19 protein-coding genes are annotated in these 20,669 nt (G+C 67.9%); 12 read left to right on the plus strand and 7 right to left on the minus strand.

The genetic code is table 11. The features are described from left to right. The first annotated feature begins 147 nt into the window (after positions 1 to 147). Positions 148 to 3,222: a GH92 family glycosyl hydrolase gene (locus ACWF4Z_RS24310; protein WP_452245427.1), complete on the plus strand. Its 3,075-nt coding sequence runs from the start codon at positions 148 to 150 to the stop codon at positions 3,220 to 3,222. Here ACWF4Z_RS24310 and ACWF4Z_RS24315 read toward each other — a convergent pair. The 5 genes from ACWF4Z_RS24315 to ACWF4Z_RS24335 all read right to left on the minus strand — a co-directional run bounded on the left by ACWF4Z_RS24315 (position 3,219) and on the right by ACWF4Z_RS24335 (position 7,436). Continuing rightward, on the minus strand, positions 3,219 to 4,451 hold the full coding sequence (locus tag ACWF4Z_RS24315; RefSeq protein WP_452245428.1) for a hypothetical protein: 1,233 nt from the start codon (positions 4,449 to 4,451) through the stop codon (positions 3,219 to 3,221). The genes ACWF4Z_RS24310 and ACWF4Z_RS24315 overlap by 4 nt on opposite strands. Positions 4,452 to 4,464: 13 nt before the next feature. Then, a complete protein-coding gene (locus ACWF4Z_RS24320; protein WP_452245429.1) occupies positions 4,465 to 4,692 on the minus strand; it encodes a hypothetical protein in 228 nt (75 codons plus the stop codon). Between the two features lie 39 nt (positions 4,693 to 4,731). Further along, positions 4,732 to 5,733 (minus strand): LacI family DNA-binding transcriptional regulator, encoded by a 1,002-nt coding sequence (locus ACWF4Z_RS24325; protein WP_452245430.1) that lies wholly within the window; start codon positions 5,731 to 5,733, stop codon positions 4,732 to 4,734. Positions 5,734 to 5,802: 69 nt separating this feature from the next. After that, the gene (locus ACWF4Z_RS24330; RefSeq protein WP_452245431.1) at positions 5,803 to 6,777 is read right to left on the minus strand and encodes a ribokinase; all 975 of its coding nucleotides are present in this window, start codon (positions 6,775 to 6,777) and stop codon (positions 5,803 to 5,805) included. Next, the gene (locus tag ACWF4Z_RS24335) at positions 6,774 to 7,436 is read right to left on the minus strand and encodes a KpsF/GutQ family sugar-phosphate isomerase (protein ID WP_452245432.1); all 663 of its coding nucleotides are present in this window, start codon (positions 7,434 to 7,436) and stop codon (positions 6,774 to 6,776) included. Before ACWF4Z_RS24335 ends, ACWF4Z_RS24330 begins: the two co-directional genes overlap by 4 nt. Positions 7,437 to 7,705: 269 nt before the next feature. Between ACWF4Z_RS24335 and ACWF4Z_RS24340 the strand changes: the two genes are divergently transcribed. Genes ACWF4Z_RS24340 through ACWF4Z_RS24355 form a run of 4 tightly spaced genes read left to right on the plus strand, consistent with a single transcriptional unit; the run spans position 7,706 to position 12,861 of the window. Beyond that, complete coding sequence (locus ACWF4Z_RS24340) at positions 7,706 to 9,067, plus strand: ABC transporter substrate-binding protein (protein WP_452245433.1); 1,362 nt, start codon at positions 7,706 to 7,708, stop codon at positions 9,065 to 9,067. Beyond that, positions 9,067 to 10,020 carry a carbohydrate ABC transporter permease gene (locus ACWF4Z_RS24345; protein ID WP_452245434.1) on the plus strand — a complete coding sequence of 318 codons (954 nt, stop codon included), beginning with the start codon at positions 9,067 to 9,069 and terminating at the stop codon, positions 10,018 to 10,020. Before ACWF4Z_RS24340 ends, ACWF4Z_RS24345 begins: the two co-directional genes overlap by 1 nt. Then, positions 10,010 to 10,810 carry a carbohydrate ABC transporter permease gene (locus tag ACWF4Z_RS24350; RefSeq protein ID WP_452245435.1) on the plus strand — a complete coding sequence of 267 codons (801 nt, stop codon included), beginning with the start codon at positions 10,010 to 10,012 and terminating at the stop codon, positions 10,808 to 10,810. Before ACWF4Z_RS24345 ends, ACWF4Z_RS24350 begins: the two co-directional genes overlap by 11 nt. 26 nt (positions 10,811 to 10,836) lie before the next feature. Beyond that, the gene (locus tag ACWF4Z_RS24355; RefSeq protein WP_452245436.1) at positions 10,837 to 12,861 is read left to right on the plus strand and encodes a DUF4185 domain-containing protein; all 2,025 of its coding nucleotides are present in this window, start codon (positions 10,837 to 10,839) and stop codon (positions 12,859 to 12,861) included. A 6-nt stretch (positions 12,862 to 12,867) separates the two neighbouring features. On the opposite strand, the gene ACWF4Z_RS24360 is transcribed toward ACWF4Z_RS24355, so the two are convergent. Together ACWF4Z_RS24360 and ACWF4Z_RS24365 are read right to left on the minus strand one after the other, a co-directional pair. Further along, positions 12,868 to 13,536 carry a maleylpyruvate isomerase family mycothiol-dependent enzyme gene (locus ACWF4Z_RS24360; protein ID WP_452245437.1) on the minus strand — a complete coding sequence of 223 codons (669 nt, stop codon included), beginning with the start codon at positions 13,534 to 13,536 and terminating at the stop codon, positions 12,868 to 12,870. Continuing rightward, positions 13,527 to 14,183: a pyridoxine/pyridoxamine 5'-phosphate oxidase gene (locus tag ACWF4Z_RS24365; RefSeq protein WP_452245438.1), complete on the minus strand. Its 657-nt coding sequence runs from the start codon at positions 14,181 to 14,183 to the stop codon at positions 13,527 to 13,529. Before ACWF4Z_RS24365 ends, ACWF4Z_RS24360 begins: the two co-directional genes overlap by 10 nt. A 116-nt stretch (positions 14,184 to 14,299) precedes the next feature. Between ACWF4Z_RS24365 and ACWF4Z_RS24370 the strand changes: the two genes are divergently transcribed. The 7 genes from ACWF4Z_RS24370 (at position 14,300) to ACWF4Z_RS24400 (ending at position 20,478) form a co-directional block, all read left to right on the plus strand. Beyond that, positions 14,300 to 14,956 (plus strand): VOC family protein, encoded by a 657-nt coding sequence (locus ACWF4Z_RS24370; protein ID WP_452245439.1) that lies wholly within the window; start codon positions 14,300 to 14,302, stop codon positions 14,954 to 14,956. Beyond that, entirely contained in the window at positions 14,956 to 16,023 is a 1,068-nt protein-coding gene (gene dapE / locus ACWF4Z_RS24375; protein WP_452245440.1) for a succinyl-diaminopimelate desuccinylase, read from the plus strand. Before ACWF4Z_RS24370 ends, dapE begins: the two co-directional genes overlap by 1 nt. Positions 16,024 to 16,061: 38 nt before the next feature. Further along, positions 16,062 to 16,928 (plus strand): LOG family protein, encoded by an 867-nt coding sequence (locus tag ACWF4Z_RS24380; RefSeq protein WP_452245441.1) that lies wholly within the window; start codon positions 16,062 to 16,064, stop codon positions 16,926 to 16,928. Positions 16,929 to 17,038: 110 nt separating this feature from the next. Further along, the gene (locus ACWF4Z_RS24385; RefSeq protein WP_452245589.1) at positions 17,039 to 18,139 is read left to right on the plus strand and encodes a DivIVA domain-containing protein; all 1,101 of its coding nucleotides are present in this window, start codon (positions 17,039 to 17,041) and stop codon (positions 18,137 to 18,139) included. 99 nt (positions 18,140 to 18,238) lie between these two features. Further along, positions 18,239 to 19,339, plus strand: coding sequence for a hypothetical protein (locus ACWF4Z_RS24390; protein ID WP_452245442.1), 1,101 nt, complete (start codon positions 18,239 to 18,241; stop codon positions 19,337 to 19,339). A 90-nt stretch (positions 19,340 to 19,429) separates the two neighbouring features. Continuing rightward, positions 19,430 to 19,921 (plus strand): hypothetical protein, encoded by a 492-nt coding sequence (locus tag ACWF4Z_RS24395; protein WP_452245590.1) that lies wholly within the window; start codon positions 19,430 to 19,432, stop codon positions 19,919 to 19,921. Continuing rightward, positions 19,918 to 20,478: a DNA-3-methyladenine glycosylase I gene (locus ACWF4Z_RS24400; RefSeq protein ID WP_452245443.1), complete on the plus strand. Its 561-nt coding sequence runs from the start codon at positions 19,918 to 19,920 to the stop codon at positions 20,476 to 20,478. Before ACWF4Z_RS24395 ends, ACWF4Z_RS24400 begins: the two co-directional genes overlap by 4 nt. Positions 20,479 to 20,669 lie beyond the last annotated feature (191 nt).

Genomic DNA, 20,669 nt, shown 5'->3' on the forward strand with positions numbered 1-20,669 from the left:
CCCGGAAAGGCACTCAACCATGAGCGACAGCACGGCATGTTCCTGCTGCAGGACACCGGTACCGTCGCCGGGGGCATCGTCAGCGGGGAATGGTTCGGCTTCCGGACCTCGGCGTGGCGGGTGGTGGGGAAACGTAGCATTGCGCGGGTGGATATTGAGGTGGGTGGCGGGCCGGGTGGGCGGACGAGTGTCGAGGGCGGATTCAGCAGTGTGGAGGCGACTCGATACGCGGGGTCGGCCGGGCGGGCTGAAGCCGGGCTCGAGTGGCCGCTCGCGGGGGTGACGATTGCTGCGGGGGATCGGTTGCGGTACAAGATCTATCCCGAGCTGGACGAGCAGCTGAGCTATGCGGCGACGTACGCGGCGGTGGAGCTGGTGTTCGCCGACGGGTCGCGGTTGTCCAAGCTGGGTGTTGCGGATCAGTACGGGGTGTCGCTCACGGCCGCCGGGCAGGGTGCGGCGAAGATTCTGTACGCCGACCAGTGGAACGACGTGCAGGTCGATCTGTCCGCGGCCGCCGGTAAGGCCGTCGCGCAGGTGCTGCTCGTCGTCGACGCTCCCGCAGACTTCCAGGGCTGGATCGATGACGTCGAGATCGGCCCGGCTCCGGCGAGGCTCGACGGGTCGGACCTGGCGGCGTACGTCGACACCCGCCGGGGGACCAACGCCAGCCACGACTTCTCCCGCGGCAACACGCTGCCGATCACGGCCTGGCCGAACGGGTTCAACTTCCTCACTCCGGTGACCGACGCCTCGACCCATCGCTGGCCGTACGAGTACCAGCGCACGAACAACGCGGACAACCGTCCCGAGCTCCAAGGCCTGACGTTCTCGCATCAGCCGAGCCCGTGGATGGGGGACCGCGACCAGCTCACGATCATGCCGGTCGCCGCGGCCGAGCCGCTCGGTGACCCGGTCGAACGAGCTGTTGCCTTCAGCCACGATGACGAGATCGCCCGGCCGGATCTGTTTTCGGTCCAGCTCGCGAACGGCGTACGCGCCGAACTGGCACCCACCGATCATGGCGCGATCTTCCGGTTCGCGTTCCCCGCCGAGGCGGCCGGGCGGCACCTCGTCTTCGACGGGATCGACGACAACAACGGCTTCGAGTACGACGGGACCGCGCTGACCGGCTGGGTCGAGAACGGCGCCGAGACCGGCCGCACCCAGATGTACTGCTACGGCGTCTTCTCCGTCGATGCGACCTTCGGGCCGGCTGCCGGCGGCCGGAAGAACGCACGCGCGGCGACATTCGCGGCGGATGACGTCGTACTCAGAATTGCGACGTCGTTCATCAGCGTCGACCAGGCCCGCCACAACCTCGAGCTCGAGCTCGAAGGCCGCAGCTTCGACGAGATCCAGCAGGCGGCCAACCAGGCGTGGAACGAGCGCCTGCAGGTGATCCGCCCCGAAGGCGCGACCGAGCCGCAGCTGCGCACGGTCTACGGCAACCTCTACCGCCTCAACCTCTACCCGAACTCACAGTTCGAGAACGCCGGGACAGCGGACGAGCCCGAGTACCGCTACGCGAGCCCGGTCGTCCCGATCGATGCCGACGGCAACGCGGTCGTCAAACCCGGCAAGATGTATGTCAACAGCGGCTTCTGGGACACCTACCGGACCGCATGGCCGGCGTACGCGTTCCTGTACCCGGAGTTGACCGCTGAGCTGGTGGACGGCTTCGTGCAGCAGTACCGCGACGGTGGATGGATCGCCCGGTGGTCGTCGCCCGGTTACGCCGACTGCATGACCGGGACGAGCTCCGATGTCGCGTTCGCGGACGCCTATCTGAAGGGTGTTCCGCTGCCGGACCCGTTGGCGACGTACGACGCGGGTCTGCGCAACGCGACCGTCGCACCGGAGGCGACGGAGGTCGGGCGGAAGGGAGTCGAGACGGGGTTCTTCGCCAGCTACGTCAGCACCGACACCGAGGAGAGCGTGTCGTGGGCGCTCGAGGCGTATCTCAACGACTTCGGGCTGGCCCTGATGGCTTCGCGGTTGGCGGACGATCCGTCGGTGCCGGTCGAGCGGCGCGCACAGTTGCGGGAGGAAGCGGAGTACCTGCGTCGTCGTTCGCTGAACTACGTCCTGCTCTTCGACCCCGCGATCAACTTCTTCCAGGGGCGTCGCGCGGACGGGCGGTTCGCGAAGACGCCGGAGGAGTTCGACCCGTGCGAGTGGGGTGGCGACTTCACCGAGACCGACGGCTGGAACTTCGCGTTCCACGTCGCGCACGACGGCCGCGGTCTGGCCAACCTGTACGGCGGACCGCGCGGCCTGGAGGCGAAGCTCGACGAGTTCTTCGCGACGCCGGAGCTCGCGGTGAAGAAGGGCACCTACTCGATCGTCATCCACGAGATGCTCGAAGCGCAGGCGGTCCGGATGGGCCAGTTCGGCTTCAGCAACCAGCCGGCGCACCACATCGCGTACATCTACAACTACGCCGGTACGCCGTACAAGACGCAGGCGATCGTCCGTGAGGTCCTGGACCGGCTGTTCGTCGGCGAACAGATCGGCCAGGGCTACCCGGGCGACGAGGACAACGGCGAGATGTCCGCGTGGTACCTCTTCAGTGCCCTAGGCATCTATCCGTTGCGTGTGGGTGCCCCCGAGTACGCGATCGGCGCCCCGCTCTTCGCGCGGACCGTGGTCACCCCGCAAGGCGGCGAGCCGATCGTGATCACCGCCGCCAACCACGAACACCCTTACGTCCAAGAGGTCCGGGTCGACGGCAAGCAGTTGCCGGTGGCATCCATCACCGACGCCGAACTCCGCGCCGCCGGTCAGATCGACTTCGTCCTGGGCCCGGAGCCGTCCGACTGGGGAACTCTCGACCTACCGCCGGCGCTCACCACGGATGACGCGGTCGCCAAACCGCTGGTGGATCTGATCCCGACCGACCCGGCCAACCCGCTCTTCGACGACACCTCGGCCACCGAAACCCTGGTCGAGTCGCCCATCACCTGGTCGCTTCCCGAAGCGGCAACCGCGACCTCCTACACGCTGACGTCCGGCCACTCCGCCGGAGATCCCACCGACTGGCTCCTCGAGGCATCCCCCGACGGCACCACCTGGTCCGTCCTGGACGAGCGAACCGGGCAAACCTTCCCCTGGCGCCGCCAAACCCGCCCCTTCACCATCCCCACCCCAGACAGCTACCAGCACTACCGCCTGACCCTCACCGAGCCCGCGACCCTCGCGCAGGTGGAGCTCCTCCACTAGCGCTCGCTCGTCGTGTCTCGAGTGGCTTGGGTGAGGTTTGTCCGGGTGCCGTCAGCCGGCTGCGGTCCGCTGCCGGTCTGCTCGGCCGGCACGCTCCCGGGCTGCGGGTAGTCGCCCAGGGCAACTTGTATCGTCCGAGACTGGGCTGGGTCGGCGGCGGCGTGCAGGCCGGCGGCTTTCGGTAGCACCGTCACCAAGGACGCGCCTTCCGGGGCGTCTCGCATGATTGCCATGATGGCGCCGTTGACCATCGACCTGCCCTTACCCGACCAGGTTCCCTGATCGCGGATGGCGTCGTACACCCGCTCGGCCGCCTGTGCCCGAGTCTGGGGTGCCACGTCCTCAAGGGTGCTTGCCTGAATCAGCGTGTTGACCACGGCGGCGGCTCGGTCGGCCGGCTGAGCCTGGACGACCGCCGTCAGCGCGGCCGCCTTGTCCTGCTCGGTGTAGGCGCCGAGCTGGCCACCGAGCTGATGTGCGGTCGCCGTCGGCCCGTCGAGCCGTGCTCCGCTGAACTTCGCGGCCACGCCAGGGAGTCGATCGGCCACGCCGAGGCCCTTGCAGATAGCCGGGCCCTGCGTCTGCGCCCAGGCTCGCTCGACGCCGCGTTCCAGGACTTCGTTGCTCCGAGCCTCGTTCCAGGCATTGGCGACCGCGAGCGTGGCCACGGCCCCGCCGACCGCGACGCCGACCTGCCACGGTGACTGCAGGTGCATGGCGTCCGCGATGGGCTTGCTGATCAACGACAGCATCTGAGGCACGTCGGTAAGGTTCCCGGTCAACGGCTCGCTCGGCATCGCGTCGCCGACTCCGAAGGCGGCGCCGGCGACCGCCGCGCCCGCGGTACCGTCGGCAGCCTCCTGCACGAAGATCCGGGGGTGGAAGCGGTCGTGCGAACGGCCGGTCGGGTTCGCGATGAGCTGCGCCTGCGCGGCGATCACGTTCTCGAGGGCCGCAGTGGTTCGTGCGTACTGCTTCGGGTCGTCGATCGGTCCGGTCCGCTCGGCCAACTGCCGTAGCACCTCGGCGTCGCGACGGCCGACCTGTACCTGCCCGTCCTTGGTGACACGGGTCCGGCCGAACCTGGTCATTCGGTACTTCGTGTCGGACGGCGCCGCCTCCGGCAACCGCGCGGCCACCTCCCGGTGCAGGTCGTCGAGCAGTCCGAAGAGGCCAGGAAACTGGGAACGGGAGGTGCCGCCGGCAGCGGGCGTGGTGTTCTCGGTCAAGGTCAACTCCGTCTCAGGATGCTTCGCCGATGACGTCCTGGAGCTCCTCGACCAGCTGCTCCAGTGGCTCGCAGAGATCCAGCAACTCGATCTCCTCGGCTACCTCCGGGGCGGTCGAAGCGATCTGGTCGATCTTGTCGATCCCACGCTGGGCAGCGGCCAGCAGGTCGTGCGGCGGAGCGGTCATCCCGAGGACGCCGTCGAGTACCGCCTGAACCTGCTCTATCCGCTCGTTGCTCACGCCTCGGAAAATACCGGCTCCGAAGGTCACCCTGTGTTGCTACGTGGCTCGGGGGGCTGAGGTGGCTCGGATGTGGAGTTCGGTGCGGAGGGTGACTGTGGAGGGCGGGCGGCCGGGGGAGGCGGTTCGGTCTTTGAGGAGGAGGCCGGCGGTCCGGCCGAGCTCGTAGGTCGGCTGGGCGACGGTGGTGAGGCTGGGAACGACCAGGTCCGCCCACGGGATGTCGTCGAAGCCGACGACGGCGATGTCGTCGGGTGCCCGGAGGCCCTTCTTGGCAAGGCATTCCAGTGCGCCGACCGTCATCAGGTTGTTGGTGGCGAACAGCGCCTCGGGCGGTTCGGGCAGCGCGAGCAGGCTCTCCATCGCGGCGTACCCGCCGGCTTCGCGGAAGTCGGCGTGCCGGACCAGGTCCTTGTCGTAGCGGAGCCCGCCGGCCCGCAGCGCTGATCGGTAACCGGCCAGCCGGTCCATCGCCGTACTGACCTTGCGCGGCCCGGTGATGCAGGCAATCCGCCGGTAGCCGCCATCGATCAAGTGCTTGACGCCCTCGTGCGCACCATGCTCGTTGTCGACCAGCACGGTGTCGGCCTCGACGCCCTCGACCCGACGGTCGATGAGCACCATCGGGAGCTTCGCCTCCGCGAGCAGCTGCACGCCCTCGGCTGTACTCGTCGGGGAGATGACGACCCCGGCCATCTGGTCGGTCAGAACAGCGGACGCGTACGCCGCCTCCTTCGCCGGATCCTCATCGGAGTTGCACAGGACAACGTGGTAACCCTCGGTCTGGGCGACATCCTCGAGTCCGCGCACGAGCGAGGTGAAGAACGGGTTCTCGATGTCGGAGATGACCACGGCCCACAGGTTCGTACTGGACTTGCGCAGGTTGCGGGCAACGCCGTTCGGACGGTAGCCGAGCTCGGCCACCGCGGCGCGGACCTTCTCGGACAGCTCCGGATCGACGTTGCGACGGCCGCTCAGCACCCGCGAGACGGTCGCCGGCGACACACCTGACCTACGCGCGACGTCGTAGATCGTGGTCATGCCCGCTCCCCGCTGGAGGTCCGTTGGTCGTCTGGATCGCACTCTAACCCCGATCCAGAGCAAAGGATCTCACGGCGACTGTGAGCCCAGGCTGAAGGCCGCGCCGTCCACGACAGTGCCGTCCAGCAGCGCGAGGGCCGCGGCTCGAGCCGGGGCCGAGTCGGCGGCGCCGTTGACGGTTGTCGACAGGGCGCCGGCGGCGTTCGCCAGTCGAACCGCGTCCACCAAACCCGCGCCCGAGGCGAGGGACGCGGCGAGCGAACCGCAGAACGCGTCACCCGCGCCGACCGTGTCGACCGTCGCGACCGCGTGAGCATCGACCCAGACCTCGACCTCGGTCGCCCGGTCGACGACGAACGCACCACGCGCCCCGAGCGTGACCACACACCCCCGCAGGTCCCACGAGTCGGCGAGCCGGCGGGCGATCACCGGCACCTGGGTCGAGTCGTCGCAGTCGAGTCCGGTCAGCGCGGCCGCCTCGATCTCGTTCGGGACCAGGATGTCGACGTACGACGCCACCGTCGAGTCGACCCCGCGGACCGGCGCTGGGGTCAGGATCGTCGTCACGCCCGCGTCCGAGGCGAGTCGCAGGGCGGTATGACTCGCCTCGACCGGGAGCTCCAGTTGCACGCTGAGGACCTTGCTCGCAGTGAGAACCTCCGCCGCCGCCTCGACGTCGGCGGGCGTGATCGCCGCGTTCGCCCGGGAGACGATGATGATCGAGTTCCCGCCGTCCGGCAGCACGAGCGGCAGTCCGACTCCGGTGCCCAAGGACGGATGCCGGACGACCCACGACGTGTCGACCCCGTCGGATGCGAGTAACTCCAGGAACTCCTCGCCGTATCGGTCCGCGCCGATGGTCCCGACGATCGCCGTTCGCGCGCCCATCCGCGCGGCCGCGATCGCCTGGTTCACGCCCTTGCCACCGAGGAACTCCGCGAATCCCGTGCCGTGCAAGGTCTCTCCCGGCAACGGCCGGCGCTCCGCCGAGGCCACCAGGTCCTTCATAAACGATCCCAGTACACACACATCGTACCGGCTCATGCCTCGTCTCCCAGCAGACGCTTGCCCAAGGCACCGGACGGATGGAACCGCGCGAAGTCGTGATGACTGAACTCCCGCAGTACGACGAGCGCACACGCCAGCGCGTCACCCATCGCCAGCGAGGCCGTCGTCGACGCGGTCGGCGCGAGGTTCAGCGGATCCGCCTCCCGCAGAACCATCGTGTCCAGTGTGTATGTCGCCAACCCGGCCAGCGTGGAGTGCTCGCTGCCCGTCATCGCGATCACCGGGATCTCGCGATCCCTCAGCATCCGCGCGAACGCACACACCTCCGCGGTCTCACCGGATGCGGACAGTGCCAGGACAAGATCGTGAGCCGTGACCGCACCAGAGTCTCCGTGGAGGGCGTCGCTGGAGTGGATGAAGGTGGCCGGCGTACCTGTACTCGCCAAGGTGGCGGCGATCTTGCGGCCGACCAGTCCCGACTTGCCCAACCCGGTCACCACCAGATGACCTTCGCAGCGAGCGACCGCGGTCAGAACCTCCAGGAAAACGCCGTCGAGTCGATCGGCCAGGGCCGACACGGCCGCGGCCTCGGTCTCGATCGCGTGGCGCGCCGCCTCTAATCCGCGCGCCACCAGGTCCTTGGGCAGCTCGTCGGCCGTGCGGTGGGCGATCGCACGGTTCGGCACAACTGGCATCCCGGCGCCTCTCAGCTGAGGATTGGTCAGAAATCGATTTCCAGGAAGTAGACGCAGAGTAGGCAGTCCCGTACGGCGGTGTCAACGGCTGAAATCAGCGGCGAAACCCTTGCCTGCAGTCAAGAACTCGTCCCCGTCACCACATCGGCGGCGGCTCAACTCTTGACCGGCCACGACCTCGCTCGTACATTGCGAGAAATCGATTGCCCCTTTTCTTGCCCGCTGAGCCGTGAGAACTGCCCGCTCGACCACACCCCTGGAGCACTCCGATGGCCGCATTACCCTCCCCTGCCCGAAAACTCAGCCGCCGCTCCGTTCTTCGCGGCGGCCTCGGCACCCTCGCCGTGTCCACCGCCGGCGTCCCGCTGCTGTCGGCCTGCGGTGGCGACTCGTCCGGCGGTGACGGCAAGGAGATGTCGTTCTGGAACTTCTACGGGCCGTCCGACGACCAAGGACCGCAGAGCAAGTGGTTCGTGTCGACGGTCGACGAGTGGAACAAGAACAACGACGTCAAGGTCAAGCTGCGCTACATCCCCGGCAAGGACTACCTGAACGGGAGCACGCTGCAGACCGCGTTCCAGTCCGGCCAAGGCCCGGACATCTTCCTGATCAGTCCGGGTGACTTCCTCCGCTACTACAACGGCGGTGTCCTGCAGGACCTCGGTCCGGTGCTGTCCGCGGACGCGAAGGCCGACTACCTCCCGGGCCTGCTCGAGGCCCGCAGCGTGGACGGCAAGGTGTACGGCCTCCCGATGGAGATCGAGCCGCTCGCGATGTACTACAGCGAGCCCGCGTTCGAGAAGGCGGGCCTGTCGGAGGCCGACCTGCCGACGACCTGGGACCAGACGCTCGCGATCGCGGCGAAGCTGACCGGCAAGGACCGGTACGGCGTGATGTTCGAGACGACGCCGGGCTACTACCAGAACTTCACCTGGTATCCGTTCCTCTGGCAGGGCGACGGTTCGCCGATCAAGGACGGCAAGGTCGCGTTCGACTCATCGGCCGCAGTCCAGGCACTCAAGTTCTGGCAGGACACGATCAAGCACAAGGTCGCTCCGCGCAAGGCGCTCGGTGACGGCGGCGGTGACGTCGTGTCCAACCTCGGGTCCGGTGCGGCCGCGATGCAGCAGAGCGGGATCTGGGCGGTCGCAGACCTGCGGTCGAAGGCGAAGAACGTCAAGTACGGGATCATTCCGCACCCGACCCCGGACGGCGGCAAGCCGGCCACCGACCTGGGTGGCTGGGCCTTCGTGGCCAATTCCAAGGGCAAGAATCCCGAGGCGGCCGCGAAGTTCATCACCTGGGCACTCGGCTCGACCGATGCCGCGGGCATCGAACGGCAACGGCAGTGGAACACGGTCGTGAAGACCAACGTGCCGCCCCGCAAGTCCGTCCAGGCCGCGGCCGACGCGAAGGGCGCGTTCGGCGAGGGTGTGCTGAAGAAGTTCGTCGGCGAGATCGCGCCGACCGGCAAGCCGGAGCCGCGGTTCCCACCGGAGGTGTACCAGCCGATCGCGGACGCGATCCAGGCCTGCCAGCTGAACGGGACCGATCCGGGCAAGGCGGCGGCTGATGCGGCCGCCAAGATCGACACGTTCCTGAAGACCTACCAGGGCGCACCGATCAGCTGATGGTGACCACGACAGCCCCACCGTCCAAGCCGATGGCTCGCTCCCGGGCCAAGCCCAAGGCGGGGATGACCAGGAAGCGGCGCGAGGCGCTGGCGGCGTACGCCTTCCTCGCGCCGGACACGATCGGCCTGATCATCTTCGTCGCGCTGCCGATGGTGCTCGCGTTCGGCGTCGCGTTCTTCAAGGTCGATGGCTTCGGCAACTATCAGTACGTCGGCGTCGACAACTACCGGCTGATGGCCGGTGACGACCAACTCTGGGCTTCGCTCAAGGTGACCGCGACGTACGTGGTCGCGTTCGTGCCGATCGCCTTCGTGGTGAGTTTCGCGCTGGCGATGCTGGTCCGCAACCACTTCAAGGGCATCGGCTGGGTCCGGTCGGCGTTCTTCCTGCCGAACGTGGTCAGCCTGGTCGTGGTCGGACTGATCTGGCAGTTCCTCCTGGTCGACAAGCGGGGTGCGTTGTCGAAACTGCTGGCGCCGTTCGGCCTGAGCGACGTGTCGTTCCTCGGTACGCCGTCTCTTGCCCTCGGCACCTATGTGGTGATCAGCGTCTGGTTCCTGATGGGCTATCAGATGCTGGTCTTCCTGGCCGGCCTGAAGGATGTGCCGAAGGAGCTCGAGGATGCCGCGGAGATCGATGGTGCGGGCTCCTGGCAACGATTCAGGTACGTGATCTGGCCGTTGCTGCGACCAACCAGTTTCTTCGTCGTGGTGAACTCGACGATCGGTGCGGTCACCGGCCTGCAGGCGTTCGACCTCGTCTACGTGCTCACCAAGGGTGGTCCGGCCCGCGCGACCAGCACGGTTGTGCTCTACATCTACGAGCAGGCGTTCACCTTCAACAACATGGGGTACGCCGCCGCCCTGACCACCGTGGTCGTCGCACTGCTCGTGATCCTGACCGGTCTGATGTTCGCCTTCACCCGCGGAGGTCGCTTCGATGAAGACTAGGGCGTTCTTCCCGATCCTCGCTCACGTCCTGGCCATCGTCGCGGTCGCGCCGTTGGTGTGGATCCTGATCAGCGCGTTGAAGCCGGCCGAGGACGTCTTCAACTTCGGGTGGCCGTCGACGTGGACGCTGGACAACCTGCAGTACGTGTTGCTGAAGATCCCGTTGCCGCGGTTCATGCTGAACTCCGCGATCGTGGCCGTCTCGGTCACGGTGATCGCGTTGTTCTTCCATTCGATGGCGGCGTACGCGCTGGCCCGGTTGCGGTTCCCCGGCCGCGGCATCATCTTCTCGGGGATCATGTCGACGCTGCTGGTCTCACTGCCGGTGATCCTGGTGCCGCTGTTCCTGGTAGCCAAGCAGCTCGGGCTGCTGGACAGCTACGCCGGGCTGATCGTGCCGAGTATTTTCCATGCCTTCGGCATCTTCCTGCTCCGCCAGTACTACCTGAACATCCCGCGCGAGCTGGAGGAAGCGGCCGACCTGGACGGCTGCGGCTACTGGCGGCGGTACTGGAGTGTCATCCTCCCGCTCAGTCGCCCGGTGCTCGCGTCGCTGTCGGTGCTGTTCTTCCTGGCCAACTGGAACGCGTTCCTCTGGCCGCTCACCATCACCCGGAACCCGGACCTGCGGGTGATCCAGCTCGGCGTGTCCGGCATGCAGGGGCAGTACGCCTCGGCCTGGAACCTCATCCTCGCGGCTGCCGTGATCGCGGCCGTCCCGACGGTCGTGGTCTTCGTCGCCGGCCAGCGCCGCCTGGTCGACGCGATGAAGACGACCGGTCTCAAGTAGGACCGGACTCACTCAAGAGAGGTGCTATGAAGCGTGGGGCTTTGCTTGCCGTACTTCCGCTGATCTTCGGTGCGGCGTCGTTCCTGAACCATTCCTCGCCGCCGGTCCCGTCGACCACCCCGGTCGGCACGGTCCAGGTCGCGACCACGGGCACGCCGAGCCCGAGCGACGGCGACCTCTGGCCGTCCTGCTGGGCCGGCAACGACAAGCTGTACGCCGCCAACGGCGACGGCAAGGGATTCAGCCTGGACCAGGACTTCGCCGACATCGCGGTCAGCGAGATCAGCGGGAACACGCCCGGGAAGTTGTCCGGGGCAACGATCGCGCGCAGCGTCGGGTCGGTCTGGAGTGGCGCCGGCTACAACCGCAAGCCGACCGGGATGGTGTGTGTCGGGGACACGCTGTACCTGGCCGTACAAGATCTCGCGCTGGACTTCAACGACGTACCGGCGGCGACGATTCTGAAGTCGACCGATCATGGCCGGACCTGGACGTGGGACAAGCGCAAGCCGATGTTCTCCGACCATGTGTTCACGACGATCTGGTTCGCGGACTTCGGTCGTGGTGGTGCACTGGCGCCCGACGGTTACGTCTATGCCTACGGGCTGGACGGGAACTGGCGGGACTCGTTCGACGACACGGTCGCGGATCCGCAGAGCGTCTTCCTCGCTCGGGTGCCGAACAACAAGGTGCAGGATCGCGGCGCATGGAAGTTCTACACCGGCTCGGGCTGGTCGTCTCGGGTGCGCGACAAGAAGCCTGTGCTGACGGACACACGTCGGCTGTACGCCCAGACGTACGGGACGAACGCGTCGAACCTCAGCGTGATCAGCCAGGGCGGAGTCACCTACCTCCCGCAGCAGAAGCGATATGTCTACACGTCCTGGACCGAGTACACCTTCGAGTTCTACGAGTCGCCGACACCGTGGGGGCCGTGGAAGCACTTCCTGAGCCAGGACTTCGGCGGGTATCCGTGGTCGACCTCGAAGTACGGCGGGTACGGCGTGACGATCCCCTCGAAGTTCATCCAGCCGGACGGCAAGACGATGTACCTGCAGGCGAACGTGTGTCCGTGCGGTGGGGGAGGGATCGGGACGTCGGTCTACAACTTCAACCTGCGCAAGCTCGTCCTGACGCCGTCGTCGAACGCACCCGCCGACAACCTGCCGGGCGCTGACAACCTCGCGGCGCCGGCTTCTGGCGCGGTGGCGATCTCCAAGTCGACACAATCGGGCAGCCTTGCCCTGATGGACGACGGTGCGGCGACCGGGAGCGAGAGCGACTTCGACGACGAGGTCAAGGGCGCGTCGTGGTGGGGCTACACCTGGCCCACCAAGCACAAGGTGAACCGGGTCGAGTTCACGTCCGGGGCGGTGTCGGCGGAGGGCGGCTTCTTCACCGGGCGTCCGCGCGTACAGGTTCGCCAGGACGGTGCATGGGTTGAGGTGGGTTCGCAGACGGTGTCACCGGCGTACCCGGGTGATGCGTCGGCCGGCGCGAATACGACGTACACACTCACGTTCCCGGCTGTGACGGCAGACGGCGTGCGGGTGATCGGACTGCCTGGTGGGACGCGCTCGTACAGCACAGTCGCCGAGGTGGCGGTTCGGTACGTCGCCCAGTTGGCTGACGGTGGTTTCGAGGGGACGGGTGGCGGTAAGCCTGCCTGGCAGTTCGAGGGGGTCGCGGCCAACGGTGTCGACCGAGGACTCGGTTTTGCGCACTCCGGTGCCAACAACGGGTGGATCCGGTGTACCTGCACCGGTTTCAGCGACCTCTACCAGACCGTGCCCGTCACGCCAGGCGCCACGTACACCTTCGGCGCCTGGGTGAACGCGTCCGCCGGCCTCCCGGCGAACCAGGGCCGGTTCGGAGTGCGATCCGGTACGGCGGACTTGGCCTCAACCACGTTCGGAGCGTCCACGGGCTACGTCCACCACGAGGTCACGGTCACTGTCCCTGCGGGCGTCCATGAGCTGACGGTCTACGCCGGCTTCAACGCGCCGAATGTCGACACGTGGATCCAGGTGGACGACTTCACCGTCGGATGAGTGTGTTCACGGCCAGGACAGGAGATCGGGGGCCTGGCCGTGGATCGGGTTGGGAGGGGTGCGACCGGCGTACCAGGCGGTGAGATCGGTGAGAGTGCCGGTGAGGACTCGTTCTTCACCGGATCCGGTCTCCCACCTGGTGCTGTCGGTCGGTTCCAGGATCAGGTGGATGCCGTCCGGTGTGCGTGGCGTGAGGAAGTCGAGCAGGTGCCGGCAGAAGTCCGGGGACCAGTCGGCTGGGGTGTAGCCGAGGTTGAGGTCTGCAGTGTGGATCGTCAGCTCGCGCCAGGTGGCTTGGAGCCCGGCGGAGAGGTTGCTGTTGCGATGCAGGATCGGGAGGGGCCAGTCGGTGGGGCTGACCTTCTCCCACGACGCGAGCAGTGTGGTGACGGCCTGGGTCAGGTGGGAGCTGAGCTCGGCGGCGGGGCGGTCGGCACCGGCTTCGATGGCGGCGTCGCGGGCCGGGCGGCCTCCGTCGTACACCTCGACCAGGCCGCCTTGGAGGGCCTCCTCGACCTGACGGGTCATGGCTTCGGAGAAGTTGGCGATGTGGGTCATCACGTGACCGCGGGACCAGCCAGGGAGTCCTGAGTCGGCTCGAGCCGTCTGGTCGTCAATGTCTGCCACCAGGCTGATCAGCTCGGCAGCGATGGTCTTGACGTCGGTCAGGGCCACAGTCGCTCCTTGGTCCAGTGATCGGGGGTGTCCAGGTGGTAGCGCAGCCGCAGGTGCCGACGGTCCGAATCGGCCTGCCAGAACTCCACCTCGTCGGGACGCAGCGTGTAGAGCGTCCAGTTCTTCGCAACCAGCCCGGGCTCATCGGTCAGCCGCGCGGTCTGCTCAGCTACCGCGGCATCGATGTCAGCAGGGTCATCCAGTACGTCGCTCTGCCGCCCGGCCAACGCCTCGGCCTTCGCTGGCACCGGACGCGCCAGGAAGTCCCGCGCCGACTCTTCCGGATCGGCGGGCTCGACTGTCCCCAGTACGCGGACCTGCCGACCCAGTGGGATCCAGTAGAACGTCAGAGCGGCGTACGGCGAGGCCGCAAGCTCCTCGCCCTTCCGACTGGTCGCGGAGGACGCGAACTGCCAGCCGTCCGCGGTGAGGTCCTTCAGGATGAGTACTCGGCCGTTCGGTCGGCCGTCGGCGCGCACTGTGGACAGCGTCGCAGCACACGGCTCGGGGACCTGGTGGTCGACGGCATACAACAACCAGTCGACGAAGAGCGGTTGCGGGGATTCGGGGGCCTGCTCGGGATCCCACGACGGCGGGGTCCCGGTCAGCGTCGGAACTGCGCGCAGCCTGCTGCGGAGGTCGGTCACGAGCCCACCCTAGAAGTTTGGTCACCTGTTCGCTCGGGTGCCCGCTCTCGGATTAACCGGCGGTGGTCGGCTATAGCCTTGGTGTTATGACGGTCGCGCGGTTTAAGGACTTGTGTGTGGACGTGACGTGCCCGAGCGCGATGACGGCGTTCTGGGGGAGCACGCTGGGTCTGACCTCGCCGGCCGACCACCCGCACGTGCTGGTCGGGGACGTGCCGGAGAAGACCATCTGGATCAACAAGGTCGACGAGCCGCCAACTGTGAAGCAGCGGGTCCACCTCGACGTACACACCGGCGCGATCGCCGACCTGGAACGCGCGGGAGCCACCGTGCAATCGCCCGCGACGGACGAGCAGAAGTGGACCGTGATGGAGGATCCGGAGGGCGGTGAGTTCTGCGGATTCGTGCGCGAGACGGTTGCGGCGTACCGGCTCATGGAGCTCGTGGTCGACTCCGTCGATCCGGAGGCACAGGTGCGCTGGTGGTCGGAGGTGGTCGGCGGCACGGTGTCCAGTCGGCCGGGCGCGCCGTACCGGTGGTTGGAGAACGTGCCGGGCCTGCCGTTCCCGTACTGGGTCTTTGTGCCGGTGCCCGAGCCGAAGACGGTCAAGAATCGGATCCACTGGGACGTCACCGCGCCCGCGCTGCAGCCGGTGCTCGATGCGGGTGCGACACTGCTGCGGCCCAAGGACGACGAGATCGGCTGGCACGTCTGCGCCGATCCCGAGGGCAACGAATTCTGTGTATTCCTACCGCCGGCGGAGGACGCCTGATGAGCAAGCTCGACCTGACCGTGTCCGGACCTGACCTGACGGAGGCGCTGGTCAACATCTCCTCGGTCAGCGGGACCGAGGAGACGCTTGCCGACGCGGTCGAGGCTGCGCTGTCGGCGTACGCGCATCTGAAGGTCTTCCGGCACGGGAACACGGTCGTCGCGCGCACAGACCTCGGCCGGCACGAGCGGATCGTCATCGCGGGTCATCTGGACACCGTCCCGCTGAACGACAACCTCCCGGCCCGCCGCGCGGACGGTGTGATCCACGGGCTCGGTGCTTGCGACATGAAGGGCGGCGTCGCGGTCGGGCTGCGGTTGGCGGCGACTCTGTCCGAGCCGAACCGCGACATCACGTACGTGTTCTACGACTGCGAAGAGGTCGAGTCCGAGCGGAACGGGCTGTTCAAGCTGACGCAGTCCAATCCTGAGCTGCTTGAGGGCGTGTTCGCGGTCGTGATGGAGCCGTCGAACGCGGTGGTCGAGGCCGGCTGTCAGGGGACCATGCGGATCGAGGTCACCACCCGTGGCGAGCGGGCGCACTCGGCGCGCTCGTGGATGGGGTCGAACGCGATCCACGCCGCGGGCGACGTGCTCGCGCGACTCTCGGCGTACGAGCCTCGGCGGGTGCCGATCGACGGACTCGAGTACCGCGAGGGGCTGAACGCGGTCGCTATCCGTGGTGGCGTCGCCGGGAACGTCGTACCGGATCTGTGCACGGTCGAGGTGAACTACCGGTTCGCGCCGAGCCGGTCGGAGGCCGAGGCGGAGGCGCACCTGCGCGAGGTGTTCGAGGGGTACGACGTGGTCGTGACGGACTCCGCGCCCGGTGGGCTCCCCGGGCTGGAGCGTCCGGCCGCGGCGGCGTTCCTGCAGGTGGTCGGGGGCGAGCCGCAGCCGAAGTTCGGATGGACGGATGTGGCCCGGTTCACTTTGCTCGGCGTACCGGCGGTGAACTACGGGCCGGGAGACCCGCTGTACGCGCACAAGCAGGACGAATTCGTGCCGGAGGCGGAGATCGAGCAGTGTGAACAGCGGTTGAGGAGTTGGTTGACGGCCCGCGCGTAGACAGCCGCCGGCTCCCGGTCAAGTCCTAACCTGGAGCCATGGACCAACCCGCGATCCACCCCGACCGTCCGATCAGCCAGCAGCGTGGGCCGATCGTGATGCGGCGCAATCAGGTGCAGCACTCCACCTCCGAGCAGCGGCTGCTGGACAGCCGCGGGCCGTCGGACTGGGTGCACACCGACCCGTGGCGGGTCCTGCGGATCCAGTCGGAGTTCATCGAGGGGTTCGGCATGTTGGCCGAGCTCGGGCCGGCGATCAGCGTGTTCGGGTCGGCGCGGACCAAGCCGGACGACCCGATGTACGCGGCCGCGGTCGCGACCGGGCGGAAGCTGGTCGAGGCCGGGTACGCCGTCATCACCGGCGGTGGACCGGGCGTGATGGAGGCGGCGAACAAGGGCGCCTCCGAGGCCGGCGGCGTGTCGGTCGGGCTGGGTATCGAGCTGCCCTTCGAGAACGGCCTGAACGAGTGGGTCGACATCGGGATGAACTTCCGGTACTTCTTCACCCGCAAGACCATGTTCGTGAAGTACGCGCAGGGGTTCGTGGTGATGCCGGGTGGGTTCGGCACGCTGGACGAGCTGTTCGAGGCGCTCACGCTGGCGCAGACGCGGAAGGTCACGTCGTTCCCGGTCGTCCTGTTCGGTACGTCGTACTGGGGCGGGCTGGCCACGTGGCTGCGGGACACGATGCTGGCGGACGGGAAGATCTCCGAGGCGGACCTGGAGATGTTCACGATCACCGACGATGTGGACGAGGCGATCAGCTACGTGATCAAGTCGGGCGAGGCGGCGGACGCGGCGGCCGCGTCGGCTGCCGAGACGGCGGCCCGTGAGATCGCCGAGGTGGACAACCCGGAGGCGCGAGCCCGGCGGGAAGCCCACCGGTTGGGGTCGGACGGGAGCTGAGTTCGTCCGATCGCCTTCCGCCGTGCGCCTGCGTCGTACGCTTCGCTGAACGCGCAATCGGGCTCCGATTGTGCAGGTGACTTCCTCGGCATGGCACGATCGGTCCCGTGATGTGGTTCTTCGGGTTGATCGTGGTGGTGTTGATCGGGGCTGTCGCGGTGGTCGCCTCGGGTCGTTGGGGTGCCATGAGTACGGCGTACGACGACCGGCCCGACATGACTGTCCCCGCGCGGCAAGCGCTCACCTCCGACGACATCGAGACGGCGCGGTTCGCTGTCGGGCTGCGCGGATACCGGATGGACGAGGTCGACACGCTCCTCGAACGCGTCGCCCGCGAGGTCGCCGAGCGCGACCGCCGGATCGCCGACCTCGAACGCGCCGTCGCCCCCATCGTCGAGGCACCCGACGGAGCCCGCTTCACCTCCCGAGGCCGCTACGACCCGGCAGACTTCGACGACACCGGCACCCAACAACCCATCCTCGTCGGCGGCGACTTCCCCGAGCCCCCGCCAACCCACCCAGCCGAGGCCGCAGCACTACCCGAGCCTGACCCCGCCGACGCGCCCACCTCAGCCGCGCCCACCTCAGCCGCGCCCGTCTCAGCCGCAACCGCCGAGCTGCCCGTCTCAGCCGCCACCGCCGAGGTGCCCGAGCCCGACGCCTCGCCCGTCTCAGCCACCGACCGGTCTGAGCCGCCCGCCCCAGCCGCCGACCTGCCTGAGCCGCCCGCCCCAGCTGCTGGACCTGTCGCCCAGCCCAGTGCCGAGCCGGTACCGCAGTCCGGTGCGCAGCCCGCTGAGACTGTCGCCGACACGCCTCATGCAAACGCCGCAGCCGACGCCGCTGCGACGTCTGTCGAACCCGCCCGCTCCGGCCCTTCGACCGGCGCAGACCCGGTCACCGCCGAGCAGCTGGCAGCCCTCCGAGCCGCTCCCACCGACGAGGAGCCGGACACCCAAGAGGTCGCCCAAAGCACCCACGCAGAGGCAGCAAACGAGTACGAACGCCTCCAGGCCGAAGCCCGAGCCCTCCTAGAAGCCCAAACCCACCCCACCCCCTCCCGCCAGACCCCACCCCCTCCGCCCGAGACACCCGACCAGCACCCCGACGCACCCACCGAGCGACCCGAGCCACCCGCGCCCACTGCGCCCACTGCGCAGGGCCCGCAACAGCCGGAGTCCTTCTCCCAACAGGCCACGTCCTACACGTAGCAGCCCGAGTCCGCTGCGCAGCAGCCCACGTCGTACGCACAGCAGCCCGAGCCTGCTGCGCAGCAGCTCCCGTTGTACGCGGAGCAGCCGGAGACTGCTGTGCAGGAGGCTGAGCCGTACACGGAGCAAGCTGAGGGACAGCCGGAGCCGTGGTTTCGGGAGGCTGAGGGGTCGGAGGTTGGTGTCGAGCAGCCGCAGCCAGTTCCGGTAGTTGAGCCGCGGGGCGGGCAGCCGGCGGAGCAGCCGTACGGGCAGGAGTCCGCGGTGGAGCAGCCGACGGTGGACCAGCAGCAGTATCTGGCGCCGGAGTCTGTTGGACCGCAGTTCCCGTGGAACCAGCAGTCGGCCGAGGAGTCGGCCGCGCAGGTCGCGCCGCAGCAGCCTGCGTTGCGGTTCCGGGTGGAGGAGCCGGAGTCGGTGGAGGAGACCACGCAGGAGTTCGCGGTTGACCAGCAGCCGGGGATGGCAGTGCAGCCGCCGACCGAGGCGCAGCCTGCACCGCAGTGGGTTCTGCCTTCACCGTCCCCGCAGTGGCAGCAGCCGTCTGACCCGTCCACACAACCACCAGCACCAGAACCCGACTACCCGCAGCCCACACCCCAGCAGGAAGCTGTTGATCAGCAGCACTGGACTTCACAGCCGCCCGTGGCGTTTCGGCAAGAGCCGGCCGCGTACTCCGCGGAGAACCAGCAGCAGTCTCCTGGTCGACAGGAGCCCGTCCAGCATGTGCAGGCTCAGCAGGAGCCGGTGCAGCATGCGCCGGTTCAGCAGGAGCCGGTGCAGCAGGAGCCGGTGCAGCAGCAGGCCTGGGAGCAGCAGGAGGCGGTGCAGCATGCGCAGGCTCAGCGGGAGCCTGCCCAGCAGGAGCCGGTGGAGCAGGAGGCGGTGCAGCAGCAGGCCTGGGAGCAGGAGGAGCCGGTGCAGCATGCGCAGGCTCAGCAGGAGCCTGCGCAGGAGCAGGCTCGGGAGGGGCGGCGGGCTCGGGGGGAGCAAGAGCAGGCTTGGGAGGAGCAGGGGGTGCCTCAGATGGGTGGGCAGCTTGGGCGGGAGCGTGAGGTTGAGGGGTGGCAGTTCTGGCCGCCTGCCGGGGCGCAGGCCGAGGCTGGGGGGAACGGGGAGTCCGGGGATGGCGAGGGGGACGGCGTACCGGGGCGGCACAGTGCGGCGCCTGGTGAGAATGCTTATCGTCGGCCCAACTGATCTACTCGGGTGATGGATTCCGAGGGCAGGTGTCACGCGGAGGCGTCGATCGAGCTGGACATGGATCCGCAGGCCGCGTGGGACGTCGTGATGGACTGGGAGCGGCAGTCGCGGTGGATGCTGCTCACGCGGGTCTGGGCGACCGAGAACGGCGGCAGCGGTGTCGGCGGTGGGGTCGCGGCCCGGACTTCTGTCGGTGCCGTGGGGTTCACTGACGACATGGTCATCACACACTGGGACCCACCGCGCGAATGCACGGTGAAACACCTGGGCAAGGTCGTCCGCGGCACGGGAACCTTCACAGTCACGCCCACCTCAACCCCAGATCCCACGTCCCCCGCAGGTGCGACGTCCCCCGCAGATCCCACGTCCCCGGCAGGTGCGAGGTCTCCCGCAGATGCAACGTCCGCAGGGGGCCCGGCGGGGTCTGCTGGTGGTGGGCGGTCCAGGTTTACCTGGGGTGAGGACGTTGTGCCGCCGTTCGGGCGGGTCGGGGTGGCCGTCTGGCCGGTGGTTCGGGTGGGGTTCGAGTGGATGATGCGGGTTTCGTTGCGGCGGTTGGTGCGGGAGGTGGCGGGATGACGGTGATCGGGCCGGACGGGTTGGCGCGGTGCGGGTGGGCGACCTCGGCGCCGGAGTACATCGCGTACCACGACAACGAGTGGGGCAAGGAGATCCGCGACGACATCGCGTTGTTCGAGCGGATGACGTTGGAGGGGTTCCAGTCGGGGCTGTCGTGGATCACGATCCTGCGCAAGCGGGAGAACTTCCGGACCGCGTTCGCGCACTTCGATCCCGAGGCGGTCGCGAAGTTCGGCGACGCGGATTTCGAACGTTTGATGGCCGACGCCGGCATCGTCCGCAACCGGTTGAAGATCAACGCGACGATCTCCAACGCGCGCGCGATGCTCGAGCTCGGCGACGGCGAGTTCAGCGAGTTCCTCTGGTCGTTCCAGCCGTCCGACCACAAGGCTCCGAAGACCTTCGCCGACGTCCCCGCGACCACGCCTGAGTCCGTCGCGATGTCGAAAGGCCTGAAAAAGAAGGGCTTCGTCTTCGTCGGACCGACGACCGCCTACGCGTTGATGCAGGCAACGGGCATCGTCAACGATCACCTCTCCACCTGCATCGCCCGCTGAGTTTCAGCTGCATCCGGCGCCTGCACGTGCAGCCTGCATGTGCATCTGCAAGCGGCCCTGAAGAATCTCGAAAATGAGTGAAGACAAACGGCTGACCGAGTTGTATTCGGGGCACAGAACGTGATGAGGTGTTCTTCGGGCACCCCCGGCTGTCAGGTGGTTGGTCCGGCCGTGACTCGCCCGGCCGGAAC

The sequence above is a fragment of the Kribbella sp. NPDC055071 genome (assembly GCF_053608045.1).

What these genes read in the sequence shown, in the direction of transcription:
- ACWF4Z_RS24395 (WP_452245590.1), top strand. Translation starts at nt 19,430, where the DNA reads ATGGACTGGGAGCGGCAGTCGCGGTGGATGCTGCTCACGCGGGTCTGG.
- ACWF4Z_RS24345 (WP_452245434.1), top strand. Translation starts at nt 9,067, where the DNA reads ATGGTGACCACGACAGCCCCACCGTCCAAGCCGATGGCTCGCTCCCGG.
- dapE (WP_452245440.1), top strand. Translation starts at nt 14,956, where the DNA reads ATGAGCAAGCTCGACCTGACCGTGTCCGGACCTGACCTGACGGAGGCG.
- ACWF4Z_RS24330 (WP_452245431.1), bottom strand. Translation starts at nt 6,777, where the DNA reads ATGAGCCGGTACGATGTGTGTGTACTGGGATCGTTTATGAAGGACCTG.
- ACWF4Z_RS24380 (WP_452245441.1), top strand. Translation starts at nt 16,062, where the DNA reads ATGGACCAACCCGCGATCCACCCCGACCGTCCGATCAGCCAGCAGCGT.
- ACWF4Z_RS24350 (WP_452245435.1), top strand. Translation starts at nt 10,010, where the DNA reads ATGAAGACTAGGGCGTTCTTCCCGATCCTCGCTCACGTCCTGGCCATC.
- ACWF4Z_RS24400 (WP_452245443.1), top strand. Translation starts at nt 19,918, where the DNA reads ATGACGGTGATCGGGCCGGACGGGTTGGCGCGGTGCGGGTGGGCGACC.
- ACWF4Z_RS24340 (WP_452245433.1), top strand. Translation starts at nt 7,706, where the DNA reads ATGGCCGCATTACCCTCCCCTGCCCGAAAACTCAGCCGCCGCTCCGTT.
- ACWF4Z_RS24325 (WP_452245430.1), bottom strand. Translation starts at nt 5,733, where the DNA reads ATGACCACGATCTACGACGTCGCGCGTAGGTCAGGTGTGTCGCCGGCG.
- ACWF4Z_RS24335 (WP_452245432.1), bottom strand. Translation starts at nt 7,436, where the DNA reads ATGCCAGTTGTGCCGAACCGTGCGATCGCCCACCGCACGGCCGACGAG.
- ACWF4Z_RS24385 (WP_452245589.1), top strand. Translation starts at nt 17,039, where the DNA reads ATGTGGTTCTTCGGGTTGATCGTGGTGGTGTTGATCGGGGCTGTCGCG.
- ACWF4Z_RS24355 (WP_452245436.1), top strand. Translation starts at nt 10,837, where the DNA reads ATGAAGCGTGGGGCTTTGCTTGCCGTACTTCCGCTGATCTTCGGTGCG.